At 56.5% G+C, this 24,654-nt stretch carries 21 protein-coding genes; all 21 read right to left on the reverse strand.

Going from position 1 to position 24,654, the window contains the following annotated elements:
- Position 1 precedes the first annotated feature (1 nt).
- The 21 genes from NPS46_RS10990 to yidC all read right to left on the reverse strand — a co-directional run bounded on the left by NPS46_RS10990 (position 2) and on the right by yidC (position 24,653).
- Positions 2-1,450, reverse strand: a complete 1,449-nt coding sequence (locus tag NPS46_RS10990; RefSeq protein WP_016489904.1) for an ATP-binding protein — start codon at positions 1,448-1,450, stop codon at positions 2-4.
- Positions 1,443-3,614, reverse strand: a complete 2,172-nt coding sequence (locus tag NPS46_RS10995) for a Mu transposase C-terminal domain-containing protein (protein WP_012316940.1) — start codon at positions 3,612-3,614, stop codon at positions 1,443-1,445. Before NPS46_RS10995 ends, NPS46_RS10990 begins: the two co-directional genes overlap by 8 nt.
- A complete protein-coding gene (locus NPS46_RS11000; protein WP_012316941.1) occupies positions 3,607-4,506 on the reverse strand; it encodes a TnsA endonuclease N-terminal domain-containing protein in 900 nt (299 codons plus the stop codon). Before NPS46_RS11000 ends, NPS46_RS10995 begins: the two co-directional genes overlap by 8 nt.
- Positions 4,507-4,777: 271 nt before the next feature.
- Complete coding sequence (gene glmS / locus NPS46_RS11005) at positions 4,778-6,610, reverse strand: glutamine--fructose-6-phosphate transaminase (isomerizing) (protein WP_274106981.1); 1,833 nt, start codon at positions 6,608-6,610, stop codon at positions 4,778-4,780.
- A gap of 10 nt (positions 6,611-6,620) precedes the next feature.
- Positions 6,621-7,388 carry a DeoR/GlpR family DNA-binding transcription regulator gene (locus tag NPS46_RS11010; protein ID WP_274106983.1) on the reverse strand — a complete coding sequence of 256 codons (768 nt, stop codon included), beginning with the start codon at positions 7,386-7,388 and terminating at the stop codon, positions 6,621-6,623.
- 190 nt (positions 7,389-7,578) lie between these two features.
- Positions 7,579-8,946, reverse strand: coding sequence for a bifunctional UDP-N-acetylglucosamine diphosphorylase/glucosamine-1-phosphate N-acetyltransferase GlmU (gene glmU, locus NPS46_RS11015; RefSeq protein ID WP_274106985.1), 1,368 nt, complete (start codon positions 8,944-8,946; stop codon positions 7,579-7,581).
- Between the two features lie 113 nt (positions 8,947-9,059).
- A complete protein-coding gene (locus NPS46_RS11020; RefSeq protein ID WP_274106987.1) occupies positions 9,060-9,485 on the reverse strand; it encodes a F0F1 ATP synthase subunit epsilon in 426 nt (141 codons plus the stop codon).
- A gap of 44 nt (positions 9,486-9,529) precedes the next feature.
- Complete coding sequence (atpD, locus tag NPS46_RS11025) at positions 9,530-10,906, reverse strand: F0F1 ATP synthase subunit beta (RefSeq protein ID WP_274106989.1); 1,377 nt, start codon at positions 10,904-10,906, stop codon at positions 9,530-9,532.
- A 27-nt stretch (positions 10,907-10,933) separates the two neighbouring features.
- Positions 10,934-11,794 (reverse strand): F0F1 ATP synthase subunit gamma, encoded by an 861-nt coding sequence (atpG, locus tag NPS46_RS11030; protein ID WP_274106991.1) that lies wholly within the window; start codon positions 11,792-11,794, stop codon positions 10,934-10,936.
- Positions 11,795-11,844: 50 nt separating this feature from the next.
- The gene (atpA, locus tag NPS46_RS11035) at positions 11,845-13,389 is read right to left on the reverse strand and encodes a F0F1 ATP synthase subunit alpha (protein WP_274106993.1); all 1,545 of its coding nucleotides are present in this window, start codon (positions 13,387-13,389) and stop codon (positions 11,845-11,847) included.
- 21 nt (positions 13,390-13,410) lie between these two features.
- Positions 13,411-13,947: a F0F1 ATP synthase subunit delta gene (locus NPS46_RS11040; protein WP_274106995.1), complete on the reverse strand. Its 537-nt coding sequence runs from the start codon at positions 13,945-13,947 to the stop codon at positions 13,411-13,413.
- A gap of 12 nt (positions 13,948-13,959) precedes the next feature.
- Positions 13,960-14,430, reverse strand: a complete 471-nt coding sequence (locus tag NPS46_RS11045; RefSeq protein WP_274106997.1) for a F0F1 ATP synthase subunit B — start codon at positions 14,428-14,430, stop codon at positions 13,960-13,962.
- Positions 14,431-14,488: 58 nt separating this feature from the next.
- Positions 14,489-14,746, reverse strand: coding sequence for a F0F1 ATP synthase subunit C (atpE, locus tag NPS46_RS11050; RefSeq protein ID WP_002555987.1), 258 nt, complete (start codon positions 14,744-14,746; stop codon positions 14,489-14,491).
- A 133-nt stretch (positions 14,747-14,879) separates the two neighbouring features.
- Positions 14,880-15,749 carry a F0F1 ATP synthase subunit A gene (gene atpB / locus NPS46_RS11055; RefSeq protein WP_274106999.1) on the reverse strand — a complete coding sequence of 290 codons (870 nt, stop codon included), beginning with the start codon at positions 15,747-15,749 and terminating at the stop codon, positions 14,880-14,882.
- 16 nt (positions 15,750-15,765) lie between these two features.
- Positions 15,766-16,173, reverse strand: a complete 408-nt coding sequence (locus NPS46_RS11060) for a F0F1 ATP synthase subunit I (protein WP_274107001.1) — start codon at positions 16,171-16,173, stop codon at positions 15,766-15,768.
- A 148-nt stretch (positions 16,174-16,321) separates the two neighbouring features.
- A complete protein-coding gene (locus NPS46_RS11065; protein WP_274107003.1) occupies positions 16,322-17,194 on the reverse strand; it encodes a ParB/RepB/Spo0J family partition protein in 873 nt (290 codons plus the stop codon).
- A 9-nt stretch (positions 17,195-17,203) separates the two neighbouring features.
- Positions 17,204-18,001 (reverse strand): ParA family protein, encoded by a 798-nt coding sequence (locus NPS46_RS11070; RefSeq protein ID WP_274107005.1) that lies wholly within the window; start codon positions 17,999-18,001, stop codon positions 17,204-17,206.
- A gap of 18 nt (positions 18,002-18,019) precedes the next feature.
- Positions 18,020-18,655, reverse strand: coding sequence for a 16S rRNA (guanine(527)-N(7))-methyltransferase RsmG (rsmG, locus tag NPS46_RS11075; protein ID WP_274107130.1), 636 nt, complete (start codon positions 18,653-18,655; stop codon positions 18,020-18,022).
- A gap of 5 nt (positions 18,656-18,660) precedes the next feature.
- On the reverse strand, positions 18,661-20,553 hold the full coding sequence (gene mnmG, locus NPS46_RS11080) for a tRNA uridine-5-carboxymethylaminomethyl(34) synthesis enzyme MnmG (protein WP_274107007.1): 1,893 nt from the start codon (positions 20,551-20,553) through the stop codon (positions 18,661-18,663).
- Between the two features lie 967 nt (positions 20,554-21,520).
- The gene (gene mnmE, locus NPS46_RS11085) at positions 21,521-22,891 is read right to left on the reverse strand and encodes a tRNA uridine-5-carboxymethylaminomethyl(34) synthesis GTPase MnmE (RefSeq protein WP_274107009.1); all 1,371 of its coding nucleotides are present in this window, start codon (positions 22,889-22,891) and stop codon (positions 21,521-21,523) included.
- 79 nt (positions 22,892-22,970) lie between these two features.
- Positions 22,971-24,653 (reverse strand): membrane protein insertase YidC, encoded by a 1,683-nt coding sequence (gene yidC, locus NPS46_RS11090; protein WP_274107010.1) that lies wholly within the window; start codon positions 24,651-24,653, stop codon positions 22,971-22,973.
- Position 24,654: the final 1 nt, after the last annotated feature.

Here is a 24,654-nt window from a genome sequence, read left to right on the forward strand (position 1 = left end):
GTCACCAAGCAGAGTCCTTATCTACCCAGCCTCTCTGCTCGAGCTGGGTCTGCACATCATCGCCTTCGGAGAAATGGGCAGTTGGTGCTGACTCGTTGGCAACCGGAACCACCGGTTTACTAATAGGCTTTGCGGCTGCCCTTTCACTGTGCTCGACAGGTGTCACTATCGCGGCCTGGGTAATTAAAGAGAGATTCGCCCTGTCTGCACGCCGCGCCAAATCGTAATTCATCATCTTGGCGACCTGGTCCTTCGTGGGCATCATGTCTTCGAAGTCAGCAATTTGCAGCGGATCCCCGCTTCGTAGAGCCTCGATGGCCTTATGAAGGAGCCTCATCTGACTGTCGTACACCTGCTGCAGAACCGCCGGTGTAATCGAGTCGATGCCCTCCCAGATTGCGTGCCGCTGAGCCAGCATTAGAAGTTTGGCCAGGAAATCCGTGTTTCCTTGAGTGAGGTCATATATTTTGGAAAGGATCTCACCCGTCAACGGAGTGGGGGTTTTGGTCCAGTCGTATGCCCAGAGCAGTGAAACCAGATGCGCCCAAAACGGATCATCTTCGGTAAACCTGTCAAAAGTGATAGGCCCCATTCCTGCCGCACGCCGAGCATTTCGCAAAACACCAGAAAACAGCGGAAGCATGGCATTTGTGCCAACGTAGATCAGCGGGATGCCGGCGTCATTCGACAGCTGCACAAAAAAGTTGAGAAGCTTTTCGCGGTCTTGCCCGCCTCGGGATGAGCAGAGGTGCTGCATCTCATCAATTATGAGAGCTCCGATGAAATAGGTTTTGCACAACTGACTGATATTTTGAAGCATCACGCTGATGCTGCGGCCAGTAGCAGCTCTGCCTGAGTACTTTTTTATGCCTAATGCTTCATCCAATGAAGAGAAGAATGCGGTACAAAAACCTCGCAACGAGCCATCGTGCGGACAATCGATCTTGAGCCAGACCACCTGCGTCTCAATGAAGATCTGCTCTTTATACTTACTGTGACTGATCACCTGTGGATAAAGCTTGGCAATGGAGTTCAGCGCAGTCGTTTTACCCATGCCGCTCAACCCGATCAGTGTCAACGTTTCAGCGGTGGACATAAACCCGTGCCCCTTGATCTCCGCAGAAGAGGGCAAGCGATGCCTAACGGATGACGCATGCAATGGATTGCGCCCGGTGTATCCGTACCGAATCAATTGACTGAACAGGTCCTCAAGCCTGAGGTGGATTTCAAAAGGTACAACGACATCCTTCAGCCTGTTGATGCCATGACCACGTAATTTCGGGTCCAAGGCCCGCTCCACGTTGTCAGGCCGGGGCGGGGCGCTCCCAATGCGCCTGACTACATCAACATCCGAAAGAATCTTCGGGAGACACTCAATCAGTGGGTTACCGTCGTATTGAGGCATGCCAGTCGGGTTGTAATCTGCTGGCGCAAAACTGGAATCACTCATGACTAGCCTCGTTACCCGCGTTGATCACCAATTTCAGGAAGGCGGCGCTCCGACCCGAGACAGGTTTCACGGTTACAGGTGTATAAGTCTCCTCCGCGGCTGGCGAGTTATCCACAAGGCGAAGCTGATTTAGGTCAGCGGTATGCAAGTCGCGCTCAGTCTGGGTTTCAACGGCACGTTTCGAACGCTTGTCCCGCTTGAACTCAGCGTCAGATTTCGGATCTCCCTGCCCCTGGCGTTTGGCTTGCGCTCGATGAAGAATCTCCTCCTGGCGGCCTTGAAGAAGCGCTCCAGTATTGGCATCCTCGTACCGGGCATCTGGGGCGACCTGATTCAAAATCTTGATAATATCGAGGACCTCCTCCATACGAAGCCCACCGTACTTAACCCGCTGCTGCGGTACAATGGTCAACGGCTCGAAACCCGCCTCAGATTTCATCCAGCAGTTCTCAATAGAGTTTGGATCGTAGAAAACCCTAACGTACCTCGTTTTAAAGTTGTGAGAGCGCTCCAACCATTCCGAACGAATGGCGGTTTCACAGGTGTACTGCACACCTTGGAAATTTATACCTCCTCGACCAATTCGACACACCTGCGAGGGTAACAATGCAATCTTCAGCTCCGCTGGTGATACGAATTTCGAATTCAGGAGATTGTTTGCCATAGACCACTTCCACATGGCCATAGGCGTGGGCTCCACTTCTGCCGCGATCATCTCACGGTTCAGAAGATGAGGAACTCGAAGGCTCTTGTTGTGAGCCAAAACACCGAGGATTACCATCTCAGTAAACTCATCGATATCGAAAATTGCGTCGAGCTGGTAGTCACGATCACCACGCTCCATTTTCCGAGCATCTACGCCGCCAGGGACAAATTTCAAATCCAGCTTTTCGTTGAGCAGTCGGAAACGGCTTTCAATGATACTTTTCCAGTCAGGCCGAAACGGTGGCAAAATCTTCAAGGCTGTACCAAGAGTCTTTGTCATCGTCTCCCCAGCTTCACTGAGAAGTTCAGCGCGATCTGCGACGATTTCAACCGGTAGATGAGAACATGGCCAGTCAACCTCATCGATCTCAATATTATAACGCTTGCAAAACTCCTTCTTCGGCGTGCAAGCATTATAAATGGCATGTCGAGCACCATTCCAACTGGGCCCTTCAAGCCCGACATGAATACCTACGATCATTCTGGTGAACGTATCAACCAACACATACAGCACTGGCCTGCCGATCAACCATAACCGATTGACTCGATGTACCAAATAAACATCAGCAATCGTCGAATCGATTTCGTACCGATGACTTGCACCGACTAACCCTTGAGAGGCAGATCCAACTAGCGCACGATGGTCTTTATTATAGCGGATTGCGCCGCCGCTCTTCTTCAACCTATAGAGTTCATCAAAGAAAAGTTTTCCATGGTACTCCAGTTGATTGATGGACGGGTAGCTACCTCGAACCAGGTTACCTTTTGAACCGTCGGACTTGATCGACCGATAAAACTTATTGAGCATCCAATCATAGGCTTTCTTTAGCTTGCCACACCTGCCACTGGCAAAGCGCCCATAGGCCAAGCGAATATGCGAGATGTGCCGTGACTCGAGCAGAATTGCGCCACCGTCATCCACAACTACGCCACGATATTTAAGCGGTCGGCCAGGAACAATGCCTGAGGCCCGACTTTTTTTCTTTCCACGGCCTCCACACGTGCTGGTATTCCACAAAAATGCGTTTCGTGTCTGCCCCATGCTCCAATACCGATAGAGAAGTCGATAAATTTGCTTCCGGTCAACTCCCACTACCATTGCGTGATTAGCAACAAGGGAACCAAAGTTAGACGTCAAGATATCGAGGGGGCCATGATTCTCCACCAAACCACGTACCAGCTCCCAGTTCCTATCTCGGCTGTCTTTTTCATTCTCACTGATCTCGTCGTCACTTCGAAGCAAGTGCATAGGTACCATTTCAGGGTTGATCACCGCCGCTCCGTTATTGATCTCTTCGATCAATAGTGAGCTTCCAACCCGCCATGGCTTCGTCGGACTTGTACCGAGTTCAATGACTAAGACAAACTCATCCTTTATAGCTAAAACTCTGACCGGTTTCTTCAGCAGCTCAGATCCCTCACCCGGAGAAACGATGCAGTTAACTCCCAGACTAAGCATGACGAGGCACCTCGATTTCTGATGTGCTGGAAAAGGATGGCTCAGCAATCCAAACATGCAAAGGTTCAGATAAGCTTATTACCTTAGCGCTTAGACTCGCCCCCAGTCTGCCCGTCCAAAGAAGATGGTGGAAGAGGCGTTTAACACCAATATATTCTATAAAAATTACCCTCGAGGCTTTTTGCAGCAGTGCCTTTAGTGGCAATTCACTAGTCTTACATCCCGCTATAAATTCGAGCAGATTATTTATATTATTCTCCGTCGGCAACGAAGGATGGATGACCGCGTAAGTTCTAAGTATGACAAGATTTGCTATTTTAACTTGCGAGAGATTTTCATGGAGAACCAGTTTCCATTCTACCTTTCTCATAGCCCAATATTTAGCTTCGATCTCAAGCTTTTCCGCCATCCGATTCTGCTCCTTGAGGCTGGCATCCTCGAACTCCTTACGGTATTTCACAGAGCGCGCGGCCAAGGTTGCTTCGCCCTTCGAATCTATGAAAGTTATGAGGAAGTCAGTGGTCATAACCACTGGGACTTGAGTACCTGGATACACAGGATGACGGTAATTCAGGCTTGACGCGATCGCTTGAGTCTCAGCTTGCGTTAGGAGCGGGAACTGCTCACGAATGTCGATGATGGAAGGATCATGCTCAAGGATCAGGTGATAGTCGCGCTCAGCGTTGGATAGCAAATGATGACTGCGATGAAATTTCACACCCGGTACAAGATGCGACACCCCGCTCGACTGGATATCCCAAATCTTGATCCAAGGCTCATAGGACTCTCTAACGCCAGATCCGCGACCCGATTGTATTCTTCTATCAATTTTCCGCTGAGTCATTAGCTTCGAGCTAGCTGGATTCACCGGTTCAGTGGGTACAGATGTCATTTCACGAGTCGCTCATCGTTGAGTGACCCGCTCGATCGGATCGGAACGACACAGGTCGTGGCGCGGAGAAATTCAAGAGCGGGCTCAGCCAGGACAGCAGTCACTGTGGTGCAGAAGGGATTGTGATCCTATATCCATGGACAAGGCTCTGCCCCGACAAACGGGCCGTGACAGAGCCTTGTGACAACCTTTCTTAACTTGTGACAACCTTTATTTTTTTGTGACAACCTTTATTCTTTAAAAACACAGATTCGAGCGCAAATCAGCCCATTCACTCCACCGTCACCGACTTGGCCAGATTGCGCGGCTGATCGACGTCCGTGCCCTTGAGCACCGCAACGTAATAGGAGAGCAACTGCAGCGGGATGGTGTAGAGAATCGGCGACAGGGTGTCGTGGATATGCGGCATGTTGATCACATGGGTGCCTTCGCCATCGCTCATTCCAGCCTGCTCGTCGGCAAACACAATCAGCTCGCCGCCGCGTGCGCGGACTTCCTGCAGGTTGGATTTGAGTTTCTCCAGCAGCTCGTTGTTGGGCGCTACCGTCACCACAGGCATATCCCCATCGACCAGCGCCAACGGGCCGTGCTTCAGCTCGCCGGCCGGATAGGCTTCGGCGTGGATATAAGAGATTTCCTTGAGCTTGAGTGCCCCTTCCATCGCCACCGGAAACTGCGCGCCACGCCCCAGGAACAGCGTGTGATTCTTCTCCGCGAACAACTGGGCGACCTTTTCCACTGTGCTGTCCATGGCCAGTGCCTCACCCAGGCGGGTTGGCAGCCGGCGCAGTTCCGCGACCAGCTCCGCTTCGACGCCGGCTTCCAGCGTCCCACGGACTTGGCCCAGCGACAGGGTCAGCAGCAGCAGGCCCACCAACTGCGTCGTGAACGCCTTGGTCGATGCCACACCGATTTCCCGGCCGGCCTGGGTCAGCAGGGTCAAATCGGACTCACGAACCAGCGAACTGATCCCGACGTTGCAAATGGCCAGGCTGCCCAGGAAACCCAGCTCCTTGGCGTTGCGCAAAGCCGCCAGGGTGTCGGCGGTCTCACCGGACTGGGAAATGGAGACAAATAAGGTATCCGGCTGGACCACGACCTTGCGGTAGCGGAACTCGCTGGCCACCTCGACCTGGCATGGAATACCCGCCAGCCCTTCGAGCCAGTAGCGGGCAACCATACCGGCGTGGTAACTGGTGCCGCAGGCCACGATCTGCACATTGCGAACCTTGGCAAACAGTTCCGCCGCCTGTGGGCCAAATGCCTGGACCAGCACATGGTCATCGCCCAGACGGTTTTCCAGCGTACGCTGTACCACCAGTGGCTGCTCGTGGATTTCCTTGAGCATGAAGTGGCGGAACTCGCCCTTCTCGGCCGCTTCCGCACCGTCGCGGTATTGCACGACTTCACGCTCGACCGGCAGACCGTCGATATTCCAGATTTGCACATTGTCGCGACGAATTTCCGCGATATCGCCTTCTTCCAGATACATGAAGCGGTCAGTCACCTGGCGCAGGGCCAACTGATCGGAAGCGAGGAAGTTTTCCCCCAACCCCAGGCCAATCACCAACGGGCTGCCACTGCGTGCGGCGACCAGGCGATCCGGCTGCTTGGCACTGACCACCGCCAGGCCATAGGCACCATGCAGCTCCTTGACCGTGGCCTTGAGGGCGGCGGTCAGGTCATTCAGGTCCTTGAGCTTGTGGTTGAGCAGGTGGGCGATGACTTCGGTGTCGGTATCCGAGGTGAAGACATAGCCCTGGGCCTTGAGCTGCGCACGCAGGGCTTCGTGATTTTCGATAATGCCGTTGTGCACCACCGCCAGGTCGCCGGAGAAATGCGGGTGGGCGTTACGCTCGCACGGCGCACCATGGGTAGCCCAGCGGGTATGGGCAATGCCCAGCCGCCCGACCAGCGGCTCACCGGCCAACGCCTGGTCCAATTCGCTGACCTTGCCGGCGCGGCGCATGCGCTCCAGCTTGCCGGCGTTGGTGAAGACCGCAACACCGGCGCTGTCATACCCGCGGTACTCGAGACGCTTGAGCCCTTCGAGCAGGATGGCCGTGATATTACGCTCGGCAACGGCACCAACAATTCCACACATGCTTTCTCTCCTAGCTGACAGTGGCACACACCAGGGTGATGCCAAGGGCCTGAATCTGTTCGCGTGCCTCCAGCGGCAGGCGATCATCGGTAATAAGGGTATGGACACTGCTCCAGGGCAGTTCCAGATTGGGAATCTTGCGGCCGATCTTGTCAGCCTCGACCATGACCACCACTTCGCGGGAGACCTGGGCCATGACCCGGCTCAAGCCCAACAGCTCATTGAAGGTTGTAGTGCCGCGCTGCAGGTCGATGCCATCGGCACCGATAAAAAGCTGGTCGAAGTCGTAAGAACGTAGCACCTGTTCCGCGACTTGGCCTTGAAAGGACTCGGAATGCGGATCCCAGGTACCGCCCGTCATCAGCAGCACCGGTTCGTGCTCCAGTTCACTCAGGGCATTGGCGACATGCAGCGAGTTGGTCATCACCACCAGGCCGGGTTGCAGGCCCAGTTCGGGGATCATTGCGGCCGTAGTGCTACCACTGTCGATAATAATGCGCGCGTGTTCACGGATACGTTGCACCGCCGCGCGAGCGATCGCCTGCTTATACCGGGACACCGGTTGGGCGAGGTCGCTGACCAATTCCTGGGGCAAGGTGATTGCTCCGCCATAGCGGCGCAGTAACAGACCATTGCTCTCCAGGGCCGCCAGGTCCTTGCGAATCGTCACTTCAGACGTTTCGAAGCGCTTGGCCAGCTCATCCACACTGACTTCGCCCTGCTCATTGAGCAAGGCGAGGATATTGTGTCGACGTTGGGGAGTATTGCGCTTCGACATGGGAAATAAGTTTCGATTCGAAAGATAACGGAAGCAATCAAAACCTAAAGTCGAAAGATCGTCAAGCGTACAGCGAAGAAAAAGCCTCTGTGGATAAGTTTATCGCGAGCGATCAAGCCATCTTTCGGTTGATCTGCTCTACCTGGAGAAGCGAACTGGCCCGCGATAAACCCGTCTGTGGATAACTAACTCAGTCCTTCTTGAGTTTCACCGGTCGCTTCCAGCCTTCGATATTGCGCTGGCGCGCGCGAGCCACGCCCAACTGGGCGGGCGGAATATCCTGGTTGATCGTCGAACCCGCGGCAGTCGTGGCCCCGGCTGAGATATCCACAGGTGCGACCAGCGAATTGTTGGAGCCAATAAAGACATCCTCGCCGATCAGGGTCCTGAATTTGTTCGCCCCATCGTAATTGCACGTGATGGTGCCGGCGCCGATATTGCTCCGCGCACCAATCTCGGCATCACCCAGATAGGTCAGGTGGCCAGCTTTGGCACCCTCGCCCAAATGGGCGTTCTTCAGTTCGACAAAGTTACCCACATGGGCCCGCGCCTCCAGCACGGTTCCCGGACGCAAGCGCGCGAATGGGCCGGCGTCGCTGCCCTCACCCAGTGTTGCACCGTCGATATGGCTGTTGGCCTTGATCACGACCCCCTTGCGTAGGGTGCTGTCCTTGATCACGCAGTTGGGTCCGATCACCACATCGTCCTCGATGACTACCCGGCCCTCGAGAATCACGTTGATATCAATCAGCACATCGCGACCCACGGTCACGTCGCCACGCACATCGAAACGGGCCGGATCGCGCAGGGTCACACCCTGAGCCATCAACTGGCGCGCCGCGCGCAACTGATAGTGACGCTCCAGTTCGGCCAATTGTTTACGATCATTAGCGCCCTGCACTTCCATCGCATCGTCAGGCTGTTCGGTCTCGACAACTAGGCCGTCTTGGACCGCCATGGCGATCACGTCCGTCAGGTAGTACTCACCTTGGGCGTTGTTGTTCGAGAGGCGGCTCATCCAGTCACCCAGGCGGGCGGCCGGGAGCGCCAGAATGCCGGTATTGCCCTCGGTAATTGCCCGCTGGATCTCGTTGGCGTCCTTCTGCTCGACGATCGCACAGACCTTGCCAGCCTCATCGCGCACGATCCGCCCGTACCCGGTCGGGTCGGCCAGTTCAACTGTCAGCAGGGCCAATCGATCGGCCGCGGCGTGCTTGAGCAGGCGCTGCAAGGTATCGACCTGGATCAACGGTACATCGCCATAAAGGACCAGTACCGTATCGGCAGTCAGCGCCGGAACAGCCTGGGCCACGGCATGCCCGGTACCCAGTTGCTTGTCCTGCAACACGAAATTCAGATCGTCAGCCGCCAGGCGCTCGCGAACCGCTTCGGCACCATGGCCGATGACCACATGGATGCCCTGTGGATCGAGTTGCCGGGCGCTGTGGATAACATGTCCCAGCATGGAGTTGCCGGCAACCGGGTGAAGCACCTTCGGCAGGGCCGAGCGCATCCGCGTGCCTTGGCCCGCGGCGAGAATAACGATATCGAGAGACATGACTGGCTACCAATCCTGGAGGGTCAGCGGTTGTGACCTGGAAGTGAATTGCAGAAAAAGAAAAAGGGTAGCCGAGGCTACCCTTTTACTCAATCGCACAACAAGTTGCCGGCTTAGCCGCCAAACTTCTTGCGGACCTGCTGAACAGTGCGCAGCTGGGCAGTCGCCTCAGCCAGGCGAGAGGCGGCAGCACTATAGTCGAAGTCTGCGCCTTTCTCGTGCAGGGCCTTCTCAGCTGCCTTGACGGCATTCTGAGCGGAGGCTTCATCGAGGTCGACAGCGCGCTGCACGGTGTCGGCGAGAACCTTGACCATGTTCGGCTGAACCTCGAGGAAACCGCCCGAGATGTAAAACACCTCGGCTTCCCCACCCTGCTTGATCAAGCGGATAGGACCCGGTTTCAAATTGGTGATCAACGGAGCGTGGCCGAGAGCGATACCCAGATCTCCCAGTTCACCGTGTGCAATCACCATCTCGACCAGACCGGAAAAGATTTGCCCTTCCGCGCTGACGATATCGCAATGGACGGTCATAGCCATTTGCTTGCCTCAACCTGATAAGCGCCCCTTGCGGGGCGCCGGGATTACAGTTTCTTGGCTTTCTCGATCGCTTCTTCGATGCCGCCGACCATGTAGAACGCTTGTTCTGGCAGGTGGTCGTAGTCACCGTTGAGGATGCCTTTGAAGCCAGCAATGGTGTCTTTCAGGGAAACGTATTTACCCGATGCACCGGTGAAGACTTCAGCCACGAAGAACGGCTGCGACAGGAAACGCTGGATCTTACGAGCGCGGGATACCAACTGCTTGTCGGTTTCCGACAGCTCGTCCATACCCAGGATCGCGATGATGTCCTTCAGTTCCTTGTAACGCTGCAGAACGTACTGGACGCCGCGAGCGGTGTCGTAGTGGTCCTGGCCGATCACGTTCGGATCCAGCTGGCGCGAAGTCGAGTCCAGTGGATCGACCGCTGGGTAGATACCCAGGGAAGCGATGTCACGGGACAGTACGACGGTGGCGTCCAAGTGGGCGAAGGTGGTCGCTGGCGACGGGTCGGTCAAGTCATCCGCAGGTACGTATACCGCTTGGATCGAGGTGATCGAACCTTCCTTGGTCGAAGTGATGCGCTCTTGCAGCACGCCCATCTCTTCAGCCAGGGTCGGCTGGTAACCTACTGCCGAAGGCATACGGCCCAGCAGTGCGGATACTTCGGTACCGGCCAGGGTGTAACGATAGATGTTGTCGACGAACAGCAGAACGTCGTTACCTTCGTCACGGAACTTCTCGGCCATGGTCAGGCCGGTCAGTGCTACGCGCAGACGGTTACCCGGCGGCTCGTTCATCTGACCGTAAACCAGTGCCACTTTGTCCAGAACGTTGGAGTCCTTCATCTCGTGGTAGAAGTCGTTACCCTCACGAGTACGCTCACCCACACCGGCGAACACGGAATAACCGCTGTGCTCGATGGCGATGTTACGGATCAGTTCCATCATGTTTACGGTTTTGCCTACACCGGCACCACCGAACAGACCGACTTTACCGCCCTTGGCGAACGGGCAAACCAGGTCGATAACCTTGATGCCGGTTTCCAGCAGGTCGTTGCCGCCTGCCTGGTCCGCGAAGGAAGGAGCGGCGCGGTGAATACCCCAGCGCTCGTCGGTAGCAATCGGACCGGCTTCGTCGATCGGGTTGCCCAGAACGTCCATGATCCGGCCCAGGGTCGCTTTACCGACCGGTACGGAGATGGCTGCACCGGTGTCGGTAACGTTCAGGCCGCGTTTCAGGCCTTCGGTCGAACCCATCGCAATGGTACGAACTACGCCGTCGCCCAGCTGCTGCTGAACTTCCAGGGTAGTTTCCGCGCCTTGAACTTTCAGCGCGTTGTAGATGCTCGGTACGCTGTCGCGTGGAAATTCCACGTCGATAACGGCGCCGATGATTTGAACGATACGTCCGCTACTCATAGCTGGATCCTCTGAATATTTGAACCGTTAAACCGCGGCAGCGCCGCCGACGATTTCCGAGATCTCTTGGGTGATCGCAGCCTGACGCGCCTTGTTGTAGATCAGCTGCAAATCGCTGATCAAATCACCGGCGTTGTCGGTAGCGTTCTTCATCGCGATCATCCGCGCAGCTTGTTCAGCCGCGTTGTTCTCGACCACCGCCTGGTAGACCTGCGACTCCACGTAGCGCACCATCAGGCCGTCAAGCAGCTCTTTGGCGTCTGGTTCGTAGAGGTAGTCCCAGTGGTGCTTGAGCTTCTGATCCGGGGTCGCCACCAATGGAATCAACTGCTCCACGGTAGGCTGTTGCGTCATGGTGTTGATGAACTTGTTGGATACCACGGACAGGCGATCGATACGGCCGTCCAAGTAAGCATCCAGCATGACCTTGACGCTACCGATCAGATCATTGATCGACGGCTCTTCACCCAGGTGGCTGATAGCAGCGATGACGTTACCGCCGAAGTTGCGGAAAAACGCCGCGCCTTTGCTGCCGACCACGCACAGATCAATCTCGACGCCGTTTTCGCGGTTTACCGCCATGTCCTTGACCAGGGCCTTGAACAGGTTGGTATTCAAGCCACCACACAGACCACGGTCACTGCTCACGACGACATAACCGGCGCGCTTGACAGCACGGTCGATCATGAACGGGTGGCGGTATTCCGGGTTGGCGTTGGCCAGATGCCCAATTACCTGGCGGATATGCTCCGCATAGGGACGGCTAGCAGCCATGCGCATTTGTGCCTTGCGCATTTTGCTGACCGCCACTTTTTCCATGGCGCTGGTAATTTTTTGCGTGCTTTTGATGCTCGCAATCTTACTGCGAATCTCTTTTGCGCCTGCCATGTAACACCTATCAGGTTAGCAAGCGGGAGCCTCTCGGCCCCCGCTGCGGCTTACCAGGTTTGGGTGGCCTTGAACTTCTCGATACCGGCTTTGAGGCCAGCGTCGATTTCGTCATTGAAGTCACCCTTCACGTTGATCTTGGCCATCAAATCGGCGAGATCGCGGTTGAAGTAAGCAATCAGCGCTTGTTCAAAGCTGCCGACCTTGGTGATTTCGACGTCAGTCAGGAACCCACGCTCTGCGGCATACAGCGACAGCGACATGTCAGCGATCGACATTGGCGCGTATTGCTTCTGCTTCATCAGTTCGGTAACGCGCTGACCATGCTCAAGTTGCTTACGGGTCGCTTCGTCCAGGTCAGAAGCGAACTGAGCGAATGCCGCCAGTTCACGGTACTGAGCCAGAGCGGTACGGATACCACCGGACAGCTTCTTGATGATCTTGGTCTGAGCAGCACCACCTACACGGGATACCGAAACACCGGCGTTCACTGCAGGACGGATCCCGGAGTTGAACATCGCCGATTCCAGGAAGATCTGACCGTCAGTGATGGAAATCACGTTGGTCGGAACGAACGCGGAAACGTCGCCAGCCTGGGTTTCGATGATCGGCAGAGCGGTCAGGGAGCCGGTTTTGCCGGTCACTGCACCGTTGGTGAACTTCTCTACGTACTCTTCCGAAACGCGGGATGCGCGCTCCAGCAGACGGGAGTGGAGATAGAACACGTCGCCTGGGTAAGCTTCACGGCCTGGTGGACGGCGCAGCAGCAGGGAAATCTGGCGGTAAGCCACTGCTTGCTTGGACAGATCGTCATAAACGATCAGCGCGTCTTCACCGCGGTCACGGAAGAATTCGCCCATGGTGCAACCGGAGTACGGTGCCAGGAACTGCAGCGCAGGAGATTCCGAAGCACTGGCAGCCACGATGATCGTGTTGGCCAAGGCGCCGTTTTCTTCCAGCTTGCGAACCACGTTGGCGATGGTCGATTGCTTCTGACCAATGGCAACGTAGACGCAGAAAATGCCGCTGTCTTTCTGGTTGATGATCGCGTCGATCGCCAGAGCGGTTTTACCGATCTGACGGTCACCGATGATCAGCTCACGCTGGCCACGGCCGACGGGGATCATGGCATCGACAGCCTTATAGCCAGTCTGTACAGGCTGGTCTACCGACTTACGCCAGATCACGCCTGGAGCAACTTTCTCGACCGCATCGGTCTCGGTGTTGTTCAGTGGACCTTTGCCATCAACTGGGTTACCCAGTGCGTCGACTACGCGACCCAGCAGTTCCTTACCAACTGGAACTTCCAGGATGCGGCCAGTGCACTTGGCGCTCATGCCTTCGGCAAGGCTGGTGTATGCGCCCAGTACAACGGCACCTACAGAGTCTTGCTCGAGGTTGAGGGCCATACCGTAGACGCCGCCCGGAAACTCGATCATCTCGCCGTACATAACGTCGGCCAGACCGTGAATCCGCACGATGCCGTCAGATACGCTGACGACAGTGCCTTCGTTACGGGCTTGGGAGGTCACATCGAGTTTTTCGATGCGGCCCTTGATAATTTCACTTATTTCGGAAGGATTGAGTTGCTGCATTGCTCTGCTGCCCCTTCAAACTCAAGATTTCAATGCTTCGGCCAGTTGCGCGAGTTTGCCACGCACTGAGCCATCGATTACCAGGTCGCCGGCGCGGATTACGACACCCCCTATGAGAGAGGCATCCTCCGCAGCGTGCAGTCGCACTTCCCGGCCGAGCCGTGCACTGAGAACCTTGGCGAGTTTGTCTTGCTGTTCTTGGTTCAATGCAAAAGCACTGGTGACATCCACATCTACCGATTTCTCTTGTTCGGCCTTGTACAGGTCGAATAGAGCGGCGATCTCCGGCAGAAGCAGGAGACGGTCGTTTTCAGCAACAACGTGGATGAAATTCTGTGCCTGAGCATCGAACTTGTCGCCACACACTTCAATAAAAGTGGTGGCCTTTTCTGCGCTCGTCAGTCGCGGGGCCGTGAGCACGCGCTGCATGGTGTCATCTTGTGACACCGCTGCAGCCAGGCCGAGCATGGCTGACCAAGAGGCCAGCTGCTGGTGGGCCTGGGCGTGCTCGAAGGCGGCCTTAGCGTAAGGTCGGGCCAACGTGGTCAATTCTGCCATGATCGCCCTCGCTTAAATTTCAGCAGCCAGTTTGTTTACCAGCTCTGCGTGCGCGTTTTGATCGATTGTGGCACCCAGGATCTTCTCAGCACCGCCGACTGCCAGGCTACCCACTTGGGCGCGCAGCGCGTCTTTGACACTGTTGATTTCCTGTTCGATCTCGGCCTGAGCCTGAGCCTTCACACGTTCAGCTTCGACGCGAGCCTGATCACGGGCTTCGTCGACGATCTGAGTACCGCGTTTCTTGGCTTGCTCAATGATTTCAGCTGCCTGAGCCTTAGCTTCGCGCAGTTGTTGACCCACTTTATCTTGGGCCAACTCCAGGTCACGAGCTGCTCGGGAGGCAGCGTCCAGTCCATCCGCGATCTTCTTCTGACGTTCGTGCAGTGCCGCAATGACCGGAGGCCACACGAACTTCATGCAAAACAGTACAAAAATGAGGAACGCAACGGACTGGCCAATCAGGGTCGCATTAATGTTCACGCCAACACCTCGCTCGTTCGTTGTCCAACACACCAATCAACTCGAAACATCCGAGTGATTAGCCAGCGAGTTGACCAACGAAGGGGTTCGCGAAGGTGAAGAACAGAGCGATACCAACACCGATCATGGTCACGGCGTCGAGCAGACCGGCGACGATGAACATTTTAACTTGCAGCATTGGGACCATTTCTGGCTGACGCGCTGCGCCTTCCAGGAACTTGCCGCCCAGCAGGCCGAAACCAATTGCGGTACCCAGTGCGCCCAGGCCGATCAACAGTGCAACAGCGATAGCGGTTAGACCAACTACAGTTTCCATCTTTCCTCCCGACTTTTACGTCGTATGGTTTAGGTTTTTTAGATTTTAAAGCGGTAAAACAAATCGTTTCAGAGCCCTGGAGGGCCACCCTCCCGTTTGACCGAGAGGGACATCAGACTAGTCGAAACCGGCCTTAATGATTCTCTTCGTGCGCCATCGACAGGTAGACGATGGTCAGCATCATGAAGATAAACGCCTGCAGAGTGATGATCAGGATGTGGAACACTGCCCACGCCCATTGCAGGACCACGCCCAGGCCGCTAAGCCACAGCAGGCCGCTGCCGAACATCACAGCGATCAGGATAAACACCAGCTCGCCAGCGTACATGTTGCCGAATAGACGCAGTGCCAGAGAGATTGGCTTAGCGATCAGCGTGACGAATTCCAGCAGGAAGTTCACCGGGATCAACAGGGCTTGAACGAAAATGTTCTTGCTGCCGAACGGGTGCAGGGTCAATTCGCCGATAAAGCCGCCGATGCCCTTGACCTTGATGCTGTAGAAGATGATCAGTGCGAAGACCGACAAAGCCATACCCAGTGTTGCGTTCGGGTCGGTGGTCGATACGGCACGGAATGGGATGTGCGGGTCGCCGGAGATCGCCATGGCCAACTGAGGAATCCAGTCAACGGGGATCAGGTCGACGGCGTTCATCAAGAACACCCAGACGAAGATGGTCAGTGCCAGCGGTGCAATCACCGGGCTACGGCCATGGAAGCTGTCTTTCACGCTGCCATCGACGAATTCGACCAATACTTCAACGAAGTTCTGCAAAGCACCTGGCTGACCGGAGGTCGCCTTCTTCGCCGCCATGCGGAAAAGCAGGATAAAGATCAGGCCCAATGCGACAGACCAGCCGAGGGTATCGACGTGGAATGCCCAGAAGCCCATTTCCTTGGCTTCTGCTGCGGTGTGGGCAAAGCCCCAGCCGCCGTTGGGTAGCTGACCGAAAGTCAGGTTCTGCAAGTGGTGCTGGATATAGCCCGAAGCGGTTTCTGCTGCCATGGTTGCCTCAAACGCCCTAAGGTCTCGAAAGTCTTGTTCTCATTAGCAGGGGAGCGAACCAGCTGACCATCTGGGTCAGCACGAAGACACCGAAGACTGCGATCGGCGCCAATGGCTTCACACCTGCAAACGTCAGCGCGAACAGCACTGCCGTCAAAATCAGTTTGCCCGCCTCGCCGGCATAAAAAGACCGGACGATGGCTTGAGCCGCTCGGGCGCCGGAAAACCGAAATGCCCTGTGAGCGAAATACACATTGGGTAACAAGGCTATCAGGCCTCCGCAGAGCCCCGAGTACCCAGCTACGACTCCATGCCAGTACCAGAGCGCCAAGGCGGCCAGCAACAAAATGACAAATTGAGCCAGAAGCACCGGAAAAACCGCCAAGCGATGGAACGGCAAGCGGTTTGGCGTGCGGGTTTCCATCACTCTTGCTCCTCAAAGGTCGGCTGCCGGAAATCAATAACTTGGCATAATTTGTGCCGACAAAATGCGCGCAGAGTATAGGGGCGGTTCAGCCCCTATTCAACTGTTAGGTAGTGTTTTCCGACTGCACGCTACAAGAGGAATTGTTTCAGCGGATGTGCGCGAGAACACCCTGCAATTCGTCGAGCGAGTTATAGCCGATGACCAACTGACCTTTGCCCTTCTTACCATGGCGGATCTGCACCGCAGAGCCCAGGCGCTCGGCCAGGCGCTGCTCGAGACGGGCAATATCCGGGTCGGCTTTGACCGGCTCCGCGGGCTCCTGTTTGCCACTCAACCACTGGCGAACCAGAGCCTCGGTCTGACGTACGGTCAGCCCTCGTGCGACAACGTGTCGCGCCCCTTCAACCTGTTGATTTTCCGGCAAACCGAGCAATGCCCGGGCATGACCCATTTCCAGGTCGCCGTGGGACAGCATGGTCTTGATCACTTCCGGCAACGCAATCAGGCGCAACAAATTAGCGACGGTCACACGGGACTTGCCCACGGCCTCGGCCACTTGCTGCTGAGTCAGCTGGAACTCCTGCTGCAAGCGCTGCAGGGCCATGGCTTCTTCGACCGGGTTGAGGTCTTCGCGCTGAATGTTCTCGATCAGAGCCATGGCAATGGCCGCTTCATCCGGCACATCGCGGACCATGGCCGGAATGGTTTCCCGTCCTGCCTGCTGGCTGGCTCGCCAGCGGCGTTCACCGGCGATGATTTCAAAGCGGCCGCCTCCGATCGGGCGGACCACGATCGGTTGCATCACGCCCTGGGACTTGATCGAGTTCGCCAGTTCTTCCAGCGCCTGCGGGTCCATGTCCCGGCGGGGCTGATATTTACCGCGCTGGATCAGGTCGAGTGGCAGGTGCTGCAACTCGCGCTGATCGGCCTGAACCGCCTGTTCCTCCAGGGAACTGACGGTAGGACCGCTCAGCAGTGCATCCAGTCCACGTCCGAGACCTCGTTTCTTGACGGCCATGGGGATTCCTTAAGTTGCCTGAGCAGCGGCAGTGCGTGAATTTTTCCGTTGCCGGCGAACCATCTCGCCTGCCAGGGCCAGGTAAGCCAGGGCACCGCGCGACTGTTTGTCGTAGGCCAGGGCCGGCATGCCATAACTCGGGGCTTCCGCCAGGCGAATATTGCGCGGAATGACCGTATCGTACAGTTGCTCGCCGAAGTGTTCCTTGAGCTGTGCGGAAACATCGTTCATCAGGCTCAAGCGCGGGTCGTACATGGTTCGCAGCAGGCCTTCGACCTTGAGTTCAGGGTTCAGCAACTCGGCGATACGCTTGATGTTATCCACAAGGTCGCTCAACCCTTCCAGGGCGAAGTACTCGCACTGCATGGGGATAATCACGCCATCGGCGGCAACCAGAGCATTAAGCGTCAGCATCGACAGCGACGGTGGGCAGTCGATCAATATGTAGTCGTAATTTTCCCGAATCGGCGCCAGAGCGCTGCGCAGACGGCTTTCCTTCATCTGCATTTCCAGCAGAACGACTTCGGCCGCGGTCAGGTCGCGGTTGGCCGGCAGCAGTTGATAACCGCCGTGTTCGGAGAAATGCATGGCCTGGGCCAGATCGCATTCGCCGATCAGCAAGTCATAGACCGAGTTTTCCAGGCCGTGTTTATCCACACCGCTACCCATGGTGGCGTTGCCCTGTGGATCAAGATCGATCAGCAGCACGCGACGCTTGGTAGCGACCAGCGATGCTGCGAGGTTGATGCAGGTGGTGGTTTTGCCCACGCCACCTTTCTGGTTCGCAATCGCGAATACCTTAGCCATTCTTGCTTGTGTTCCCAATCATGCCCTGCGGCGCAGTATCAGCAGATGGCGTTGGCCTTGGCAACCGGGTACGGCCAGGGCCTGTTCGCTATCGAGGTGGAAGTCTGCCGGCAATGCTACCAGCTCATCGGCGGGATGAACGCCCTTCATTGCCAGCCAACGGGTATCGCTGTCGCCCAGGTGGCGCGTCCAGTTGGTGAAGTTCTCCATGCTGCTGAACGCCCGGGAGATGATCCCGGTGAACGGCTGCTCTGGCTGGAAGGCTTCGACACGGCTGTGGATAACTTGCAGGTTATCCAGTTTGAGTTCGAGTTTGACCTGCGTGAGGAAACGCGTTTTCTTGCCGTTGCTGTCCAGGCAGGTCACTTGCGATTCGGGAAACAGGATCGCCAGCGGAATTCCCGGCATGCCACCACCGCTGCCAACATCCAGCCAACGGCCGTTTTCGATGAAGGACATCACGCTGAGACTGTCGAGCAAATGGCGCGAGACCATTTCATCGGGATCGCGCACCGCCGTGAGGTTGTAAGCCTTGTTCCATTTGATCAACAGCGCGAGATAGGCCAGTAACTGGCTGTGCTGCTCGGCGGTCAACTCGACGCCCATTTCCCGGGCGCCTGTGGATAACTCTTCGGCGTGTTGCGAGGTGACCATAGAACTCAAGCGCTTTGCTCCAACTGACGGCCCGCGCCGCGTTTTTTCAGGTGAATCATCAACAGGGAAATCGCTGCCGGTGTGACACCCGGGATCCGCGAAGCCTGGCCCAGTGTTTCCGGACGGGTTGCGCCAAGCTTGCTCTGGATCTCTTTCGACAGGCCGGAAATGGTCGTGTAATCGATATCCACAGGCAGGCGGGTATTTTCACTGGCGCGCAAACGGGCGATCTCATCCTGCTGGCGGTCAATGTAACCGGCGTACTTGGTCTTGATCTCGACCTGTTCGGCGACTTGTGGATCACTCGCGCCTTCACCGGTCACGGCAACCAAACCAGCGTAGTCGATTTCCGGACGGCTCAGCAGGTTCAGCAGGTTGTATTCGTGGGTCAGCGGCGTACCGAACTTTTCGGCAATGGCATCGCCTTGTTCGGTGCCGGGGCGTACCCAGGTGCTTTTCAGGCGCTGTTCTTCGCGGGCGATGCTTTCACGTTTTTCGCTGAAAGCGGCCCAGCGCGCGTCATCCACCAGACCCAACTCACGACCTTTCTCGGTCAGGCGCAGGTCGGCGTTGTCTTCGCGCAGAATCAGACGGTATTCCGCCCGGGAGGTGAACATCCGGTACGGTTCCTGGGTACCCAGGGTAATCAGGTCGTCAACCAGTACGCCGATGTAGGCTTCATCGCGACGCGGGCACCAGCTTTCCTTGCCCTGGGCGCGTAATGCGGCGTTGGTTCCGGCGAGTAAACCCTGGGCGCCGGCTTCTTCGTAACCGGTAGTGCCATTGATCTGGCCAGCGAAGAACAAGCCGCCAATCACCTTGGTTTCCAGGCTGTATTTCAGGTCGCGCGGATCGAAGTAGTCGTACTCGATCGCATAGCCGGGCCGCACGATATGGGCATTTTCCATACCGCGAATCGAACGCACGATCTGCAACTGCACGTCGAACGGCAACGAGGTGGAAATCCCGTTGGGATAGAGCTCGTGAGTCGTCAGACCTTCAGGCTCGATAAAGACCTGATGGCTTTCCTTGTCGGCAAAGCGATGGATCTTGTCTTCGATCGACGGGCAGTAACGCGGGCCAATGCCTTCGATGACCCCGGAGTACATCGGCGAACGATCGAGGTTCGAGGCGATGATTTCGTGGGTACGGGCATTGGTGTGGGTAATCCAGCAACTGACCTGCTGGGGGTGCTGCTCTTGGGAGCCCATAAACGACATCACCGGAATCGGCGTGTCGCCTGGTTGCTCGGTCATTACCGAGAAATCCACCGAGCGTCCGTCGATACGAGGCGGAGTACCGGTTTTCAGACGACCGACTCGCAGCGGCAGCTCACGCAGGCGATGAGCCAGTGCGATCGAAGGTGGATCGCCAGCGCGTCCGCCCGAGTAATTCTGCAAGCCAATGTGGATAAGTCCACCGAGGAAGGTACCTGTGGTCAACACCACGGAATCGGCGACAAAACGCAGACCCATTTGCGTGACAACACCCCGCACCTGGTCCTGCTCGACGATCAGGTCATCGCAGGCTTGCTGGAATATCCACAGGTTCGGTTGGTTCTCGAGGATCTCGCGAACGGCGGCCTTGTAGAGAACACGGTCAGCCTGGGCACGTGTAGCACGTACGGCCGGGCCTTTGCGGCTGTTGAGCACGCGGAACTGGATACCACCTTTATCGGTAGCGATGGCCATGGCACCGCCAAGGGCATCGATCTCTTTGACCAGATGGCTCTTGCCGATCCCGCCAATAGCGGGGTTACAGCTCATTTGCCCGAGGGTTTCCACGTTATGTGTCAGCAGCAGGGTTTTAACGCCCATGCGAGCTGATGCAAGCGCAGCCTCGGTTCCGGCATGACCGCCGCCGATGACGATCACTTCAAAACGGGAAGGGAAATCCACCACGCACCTCGTGCCTGTTTTTGATGGGTAATTGGGATAGTCGGCAAGTATAGGGACTTCGCCCCCGCTAAAGAACCCTTTGGACAAAATTTAACCAGCTGTGGATTAATCACAGACAATAGAAATTAAAAGAGAGAGATTTATTAAAGCTTTGTTTTTATGTTTATTTCTAGTGCACGTCATTTCTGTGGATAGATCTCTGTAAGCCTTTATTTTCAATGTGTACAGAGAACCTAAAGGCTGTGGCTAGGTGGTGCTGAGCAATCTGGATAAGTGCGTTAAGCCTGTGGATTAAAGTGCATGTTATCCACAGAGGCATCCATCCTCAGTTTTCAGGTGGGGTTATCAACCTAGCTAAGGCGTGGTTATGCACAGGGCTTATTTCAGAATAATCGCCTTAATCCCTCAAATTTCAGCCACACCTAAGCGTCCCAGTCCGGGAAGAACTGGAATTTTCTAGAGGAGGTTCAGGAAAGATCTGCTGGAAGGCTGAATCAGGTCGGATGCAATCATGAGGAAAGCCCTCGCCATGCCTGTTCTTGGTCGACCCGTTGTACTCGACGGTGGACAAGCCCGGCCGCTCGATATCGGTTGGTGCACGTTTTATCGCGACATTCGGGAGCAGTGTTGTTGCTTAGCCTAGAGCGTTACTCACAGTGCGCGTTCAGCAATGGGCGCATGGATTAGCCACTCAGCTGGTCCCGCAGAAATACCTGCCTGATCTTGGACAAGAGCACACTGAGCAGAACGGGTTTCGGCAACAGCTTGATCAGCGGGCCTTTGCCGATAGACGTGATGTAGATCCTGGGCTCGCGTTTATCCAGCATAGAGGCCTGACACATCGAAACGTTGCCCAGGCAAGGGCCATACCGTCAGCTCTGGGGATCCGGGTCAGCGAGGCATGCAAGCTGCGCAGCGGGAGCAGCTGCGCACAGGAGGGATGGCTTGTGGATAACCCCTGAGCGGGTTACTTGCCGATGCAGAAACTGGAGAAGATTCGCCCCAGCAGGTCGTCGGAGCTGAATTCACCGGTAATTTCGCCGAGGGCTTGCTGGGCCAGGCGCAAATCTTCGGCCAATAGCTCGCCGGCGCCTGCCAGGGTCAACTGGGCACGGCCGTGCTCCAGGGAGGCACTGGCCTGCTGCAAGGCTTCCAGATGCCGACGGCGAGCGCTGAAGCTGCTTTCGGACGTCTGTTCATACCCCATGCAGGCTTTGAGATGATCGCGCAGCAATTCAAGCCCTTCGCCTGCTGCCTTGGCACTCAGGCTGATCGTAACGTGGCCGTCGGCGCTGACCTGCAGGGCCATTGCCTCACCCGTGAGATCGGCCTTGTTGCGAATCAGCGTGACCTTCGCCGGATCCGGTCGCTGATCCAAGAACTCCGGCCATAAGGCAAAGGGATCCAGCGCTTCCGGCGCCGTCGCGTCAACGACCAGCAGGACCCGATCAGCTTCGCCAATGGCTTTCAATGCGCGTTCAACGCCGATCTTTTCCACCTGATCATCGGTGTCGCGCAACCCGGCCGTATCGACCACATGCAGGGGCATGCCATCAATGTGGATATGTTCACGCAGGACATCGCGCGTGGTGCCGGCGATTTCGGTGACGATAGCCGCTTCCCGGCCGGCCAGGGCATTCAACAGGCTGGACTTGCCGGCATTCGGCCGACCCGCAATCACCACGGTCATACCGTCGCGCAGTAAAGCGCCCTGCCCGGCTTCGCGCACCACTGTGGATAACTCAGCGCGAACCTTATCGAGCATGTTCAGCACATGGCCATCGGCCAGAAAGTCGATTTCCTCTTCCGGGAAGTCGATGGCCGCCTCGACATAGATCCGCAGGCCGATCAATTGCTCAGTCAAGTTATGCACACGCAGGGAAAAAGCGCCCTGTAGGGAACGCAGGGCATTGCGCGCCGCCTGTGCAGAACTCGCCTCGATCAGATCGGCAATGGCCTCGGCCTGGGCCAGGTCGAGTTTGTCATTGAGAAACGCCCGCTCGCTGAATTCACCCGGGCGCGCCAGACGGCAACCCAGTTGCAGGCAACGTTGCAGCAGCATATCGAGCACGATGGGGCCGCCATGGCCCTGCAATTCCAGAACGTCTTCGCCGGTAAAGGAGTTCGGTCCCGGAAAGTAGAGGGCGATGCCTTCATCGAGAACCTGCCCATGCTCACCGCCGAACGGGCCGTAATGCGCATAGCGCGGTTTGAGCTCGCGACCGGTAAAGGCCTGCGCCGCCATTTTCGCCAGCGGGCCGGAAATGCGCACAATGCCAACACCACCACGGCCCTGGGCGGTGGCAACGGCGGCGATGGTTTCACGTGGGACGCTCATCAGGCGGGCCTCAAACAGAGATGACAGATAGCAAAACGCCCCACTAGGGGGCGTTTTGAGTGGTTATCCACAGCGTAAGTTATGCGTCGGCTTTTTTGCTAGCCGCTTCGATCTTACGTGTGATGTACCACTGTTGGGCGATCGACAGGCAGTTGTTCACTACCCAGTACAGCACCAGACCAGCCGGGAACCACAGGAAGAAGAAGGTGAAGATAATAGGCATCATCTTCATCACCTTGGCCTGCATCGGATCCGGCGGAGTCGGGTTCAACTGCTGCTGGATAAACATGGTTGCGCCCATGATGATCGGCAGGATGAAGAACGGATCCTTGATCGACAGGTCGGTGATCCAGAACATCCAAGGCGCCTGGCGCATTTCCACGCTTTCAAGCAGAACCCAGTACAGCGACAGGAAGACCGGCATCTGCACCAGAATCGGCAAGCAGCCGCCCAGCGGATTGATCTTCTCTTTCTTGTACAGCTCCATCATGGCCTGCGACATTTTCTGCCGGTCATCGCCATGTTGCTCTTTCAGGGCAGCCAGTTTCGGTGCCACGGCACGCATGCGCGCCATCGATTTGTAGCTGGCGGCCGACAGTGGGAAGAAAATCCCCTTGATCAGCATGGTCAGGAAGATGATCGACCAACCCCAGTTACCGACGATGCTGTGGATATGTTGCAGCAACCAGAAGATCGGCTGGGCAATAAACCACAGGATGCCGTAGTCGACGGTCAGTTCCAGGCCTGGGGACAACTCTTTGAGCACCGCCTGGCTTTTCGGACCGGCGTAAAGCGTGGCGCTGGTTTCGGCGGTCGCACCAGGAGCAACGGTCATTGCCGGCGCAGTGAAGCCGATGATGTAGTTGCCTTTGCTGTCCTTGCGTGTCTGGACCAGGTTGTTCTCACCCTTGGGGGCGATCCAGGCCGTCACGAAGTAGTGCTGCAGCCAGGCAACCCAACCACCCTGGACGTTCTCTTTCAGAGAAGCCTTGTCCATGTCCTTCATCGAGACTTTCTTGTACGGCTCGGAACTTGTCCACAGGGCGGCGCCCAGGTAAGTCGCGGTACCGGTTGCAGTCGTCGAGGAAGGATCGGCGCTGGCGTCACGCTTGAGCTGGGCAAACATTGCACCGGACCAAGGTTGAGCGCTCTGGTTGTCGATCAAGTAGGTCACAACCACATCGTACAGACCGCGTTTAAGCGTGAAACGCTTGATGTAGTTGACGCCGCCTTCACTGAACTTCAGGTCGACGACCAGTTGGTCCTGACCGTCAGCCAGTTGATAAGTCTTCTGTGCGGACGAGAAAACCGGACGACCGGCTGGATTGGCATCCGGACCGTTGGCGCCGATCAGGCCACTTTGGGCCAGATAGGTACGTTCGTTACCGTTGTCGAACAGCTGGAACGGAATTTCCGGATGGTCCTGGCGACGTGGATAAAGCGGCAACGTCAGTTGCGCAATATCACCACCCTGTGGATCGATGGCCAGGTCCAGTACGTCGGTTTTAATCCGGATCAGGTCTTTGCTGACAGCGACTGGCGCTTCAGCTGGAGCACTGGTATCGCTTGCCGAACGAGGAATATCGTCATTGGCGGCAGCTTGGTTACCGGCAGTCGTATCCGGCAAACCGGAAGCGTTATTGCTGGCAGCAGCATTCTGAGTCGGCAGGGCAGCCTGGCCATAGTCCTGGTTCCATTGAAGGACCATGACATAGGACACGATTGCCAGGGCGACGATCAGGATCGTGCGTTTGATATCCATG

It is taken from the genome of Pseudomonas putida (assembly GCF_028682395.1).
GTDB classification, from domain to species: domain Bacteria; phylum Pseudomonadota; class Gammaproteobacteria; order Pseudomonadales; family Pseudomonadaceae; genus Aquipseudomonas; species Aquipseudomonas putida_AB.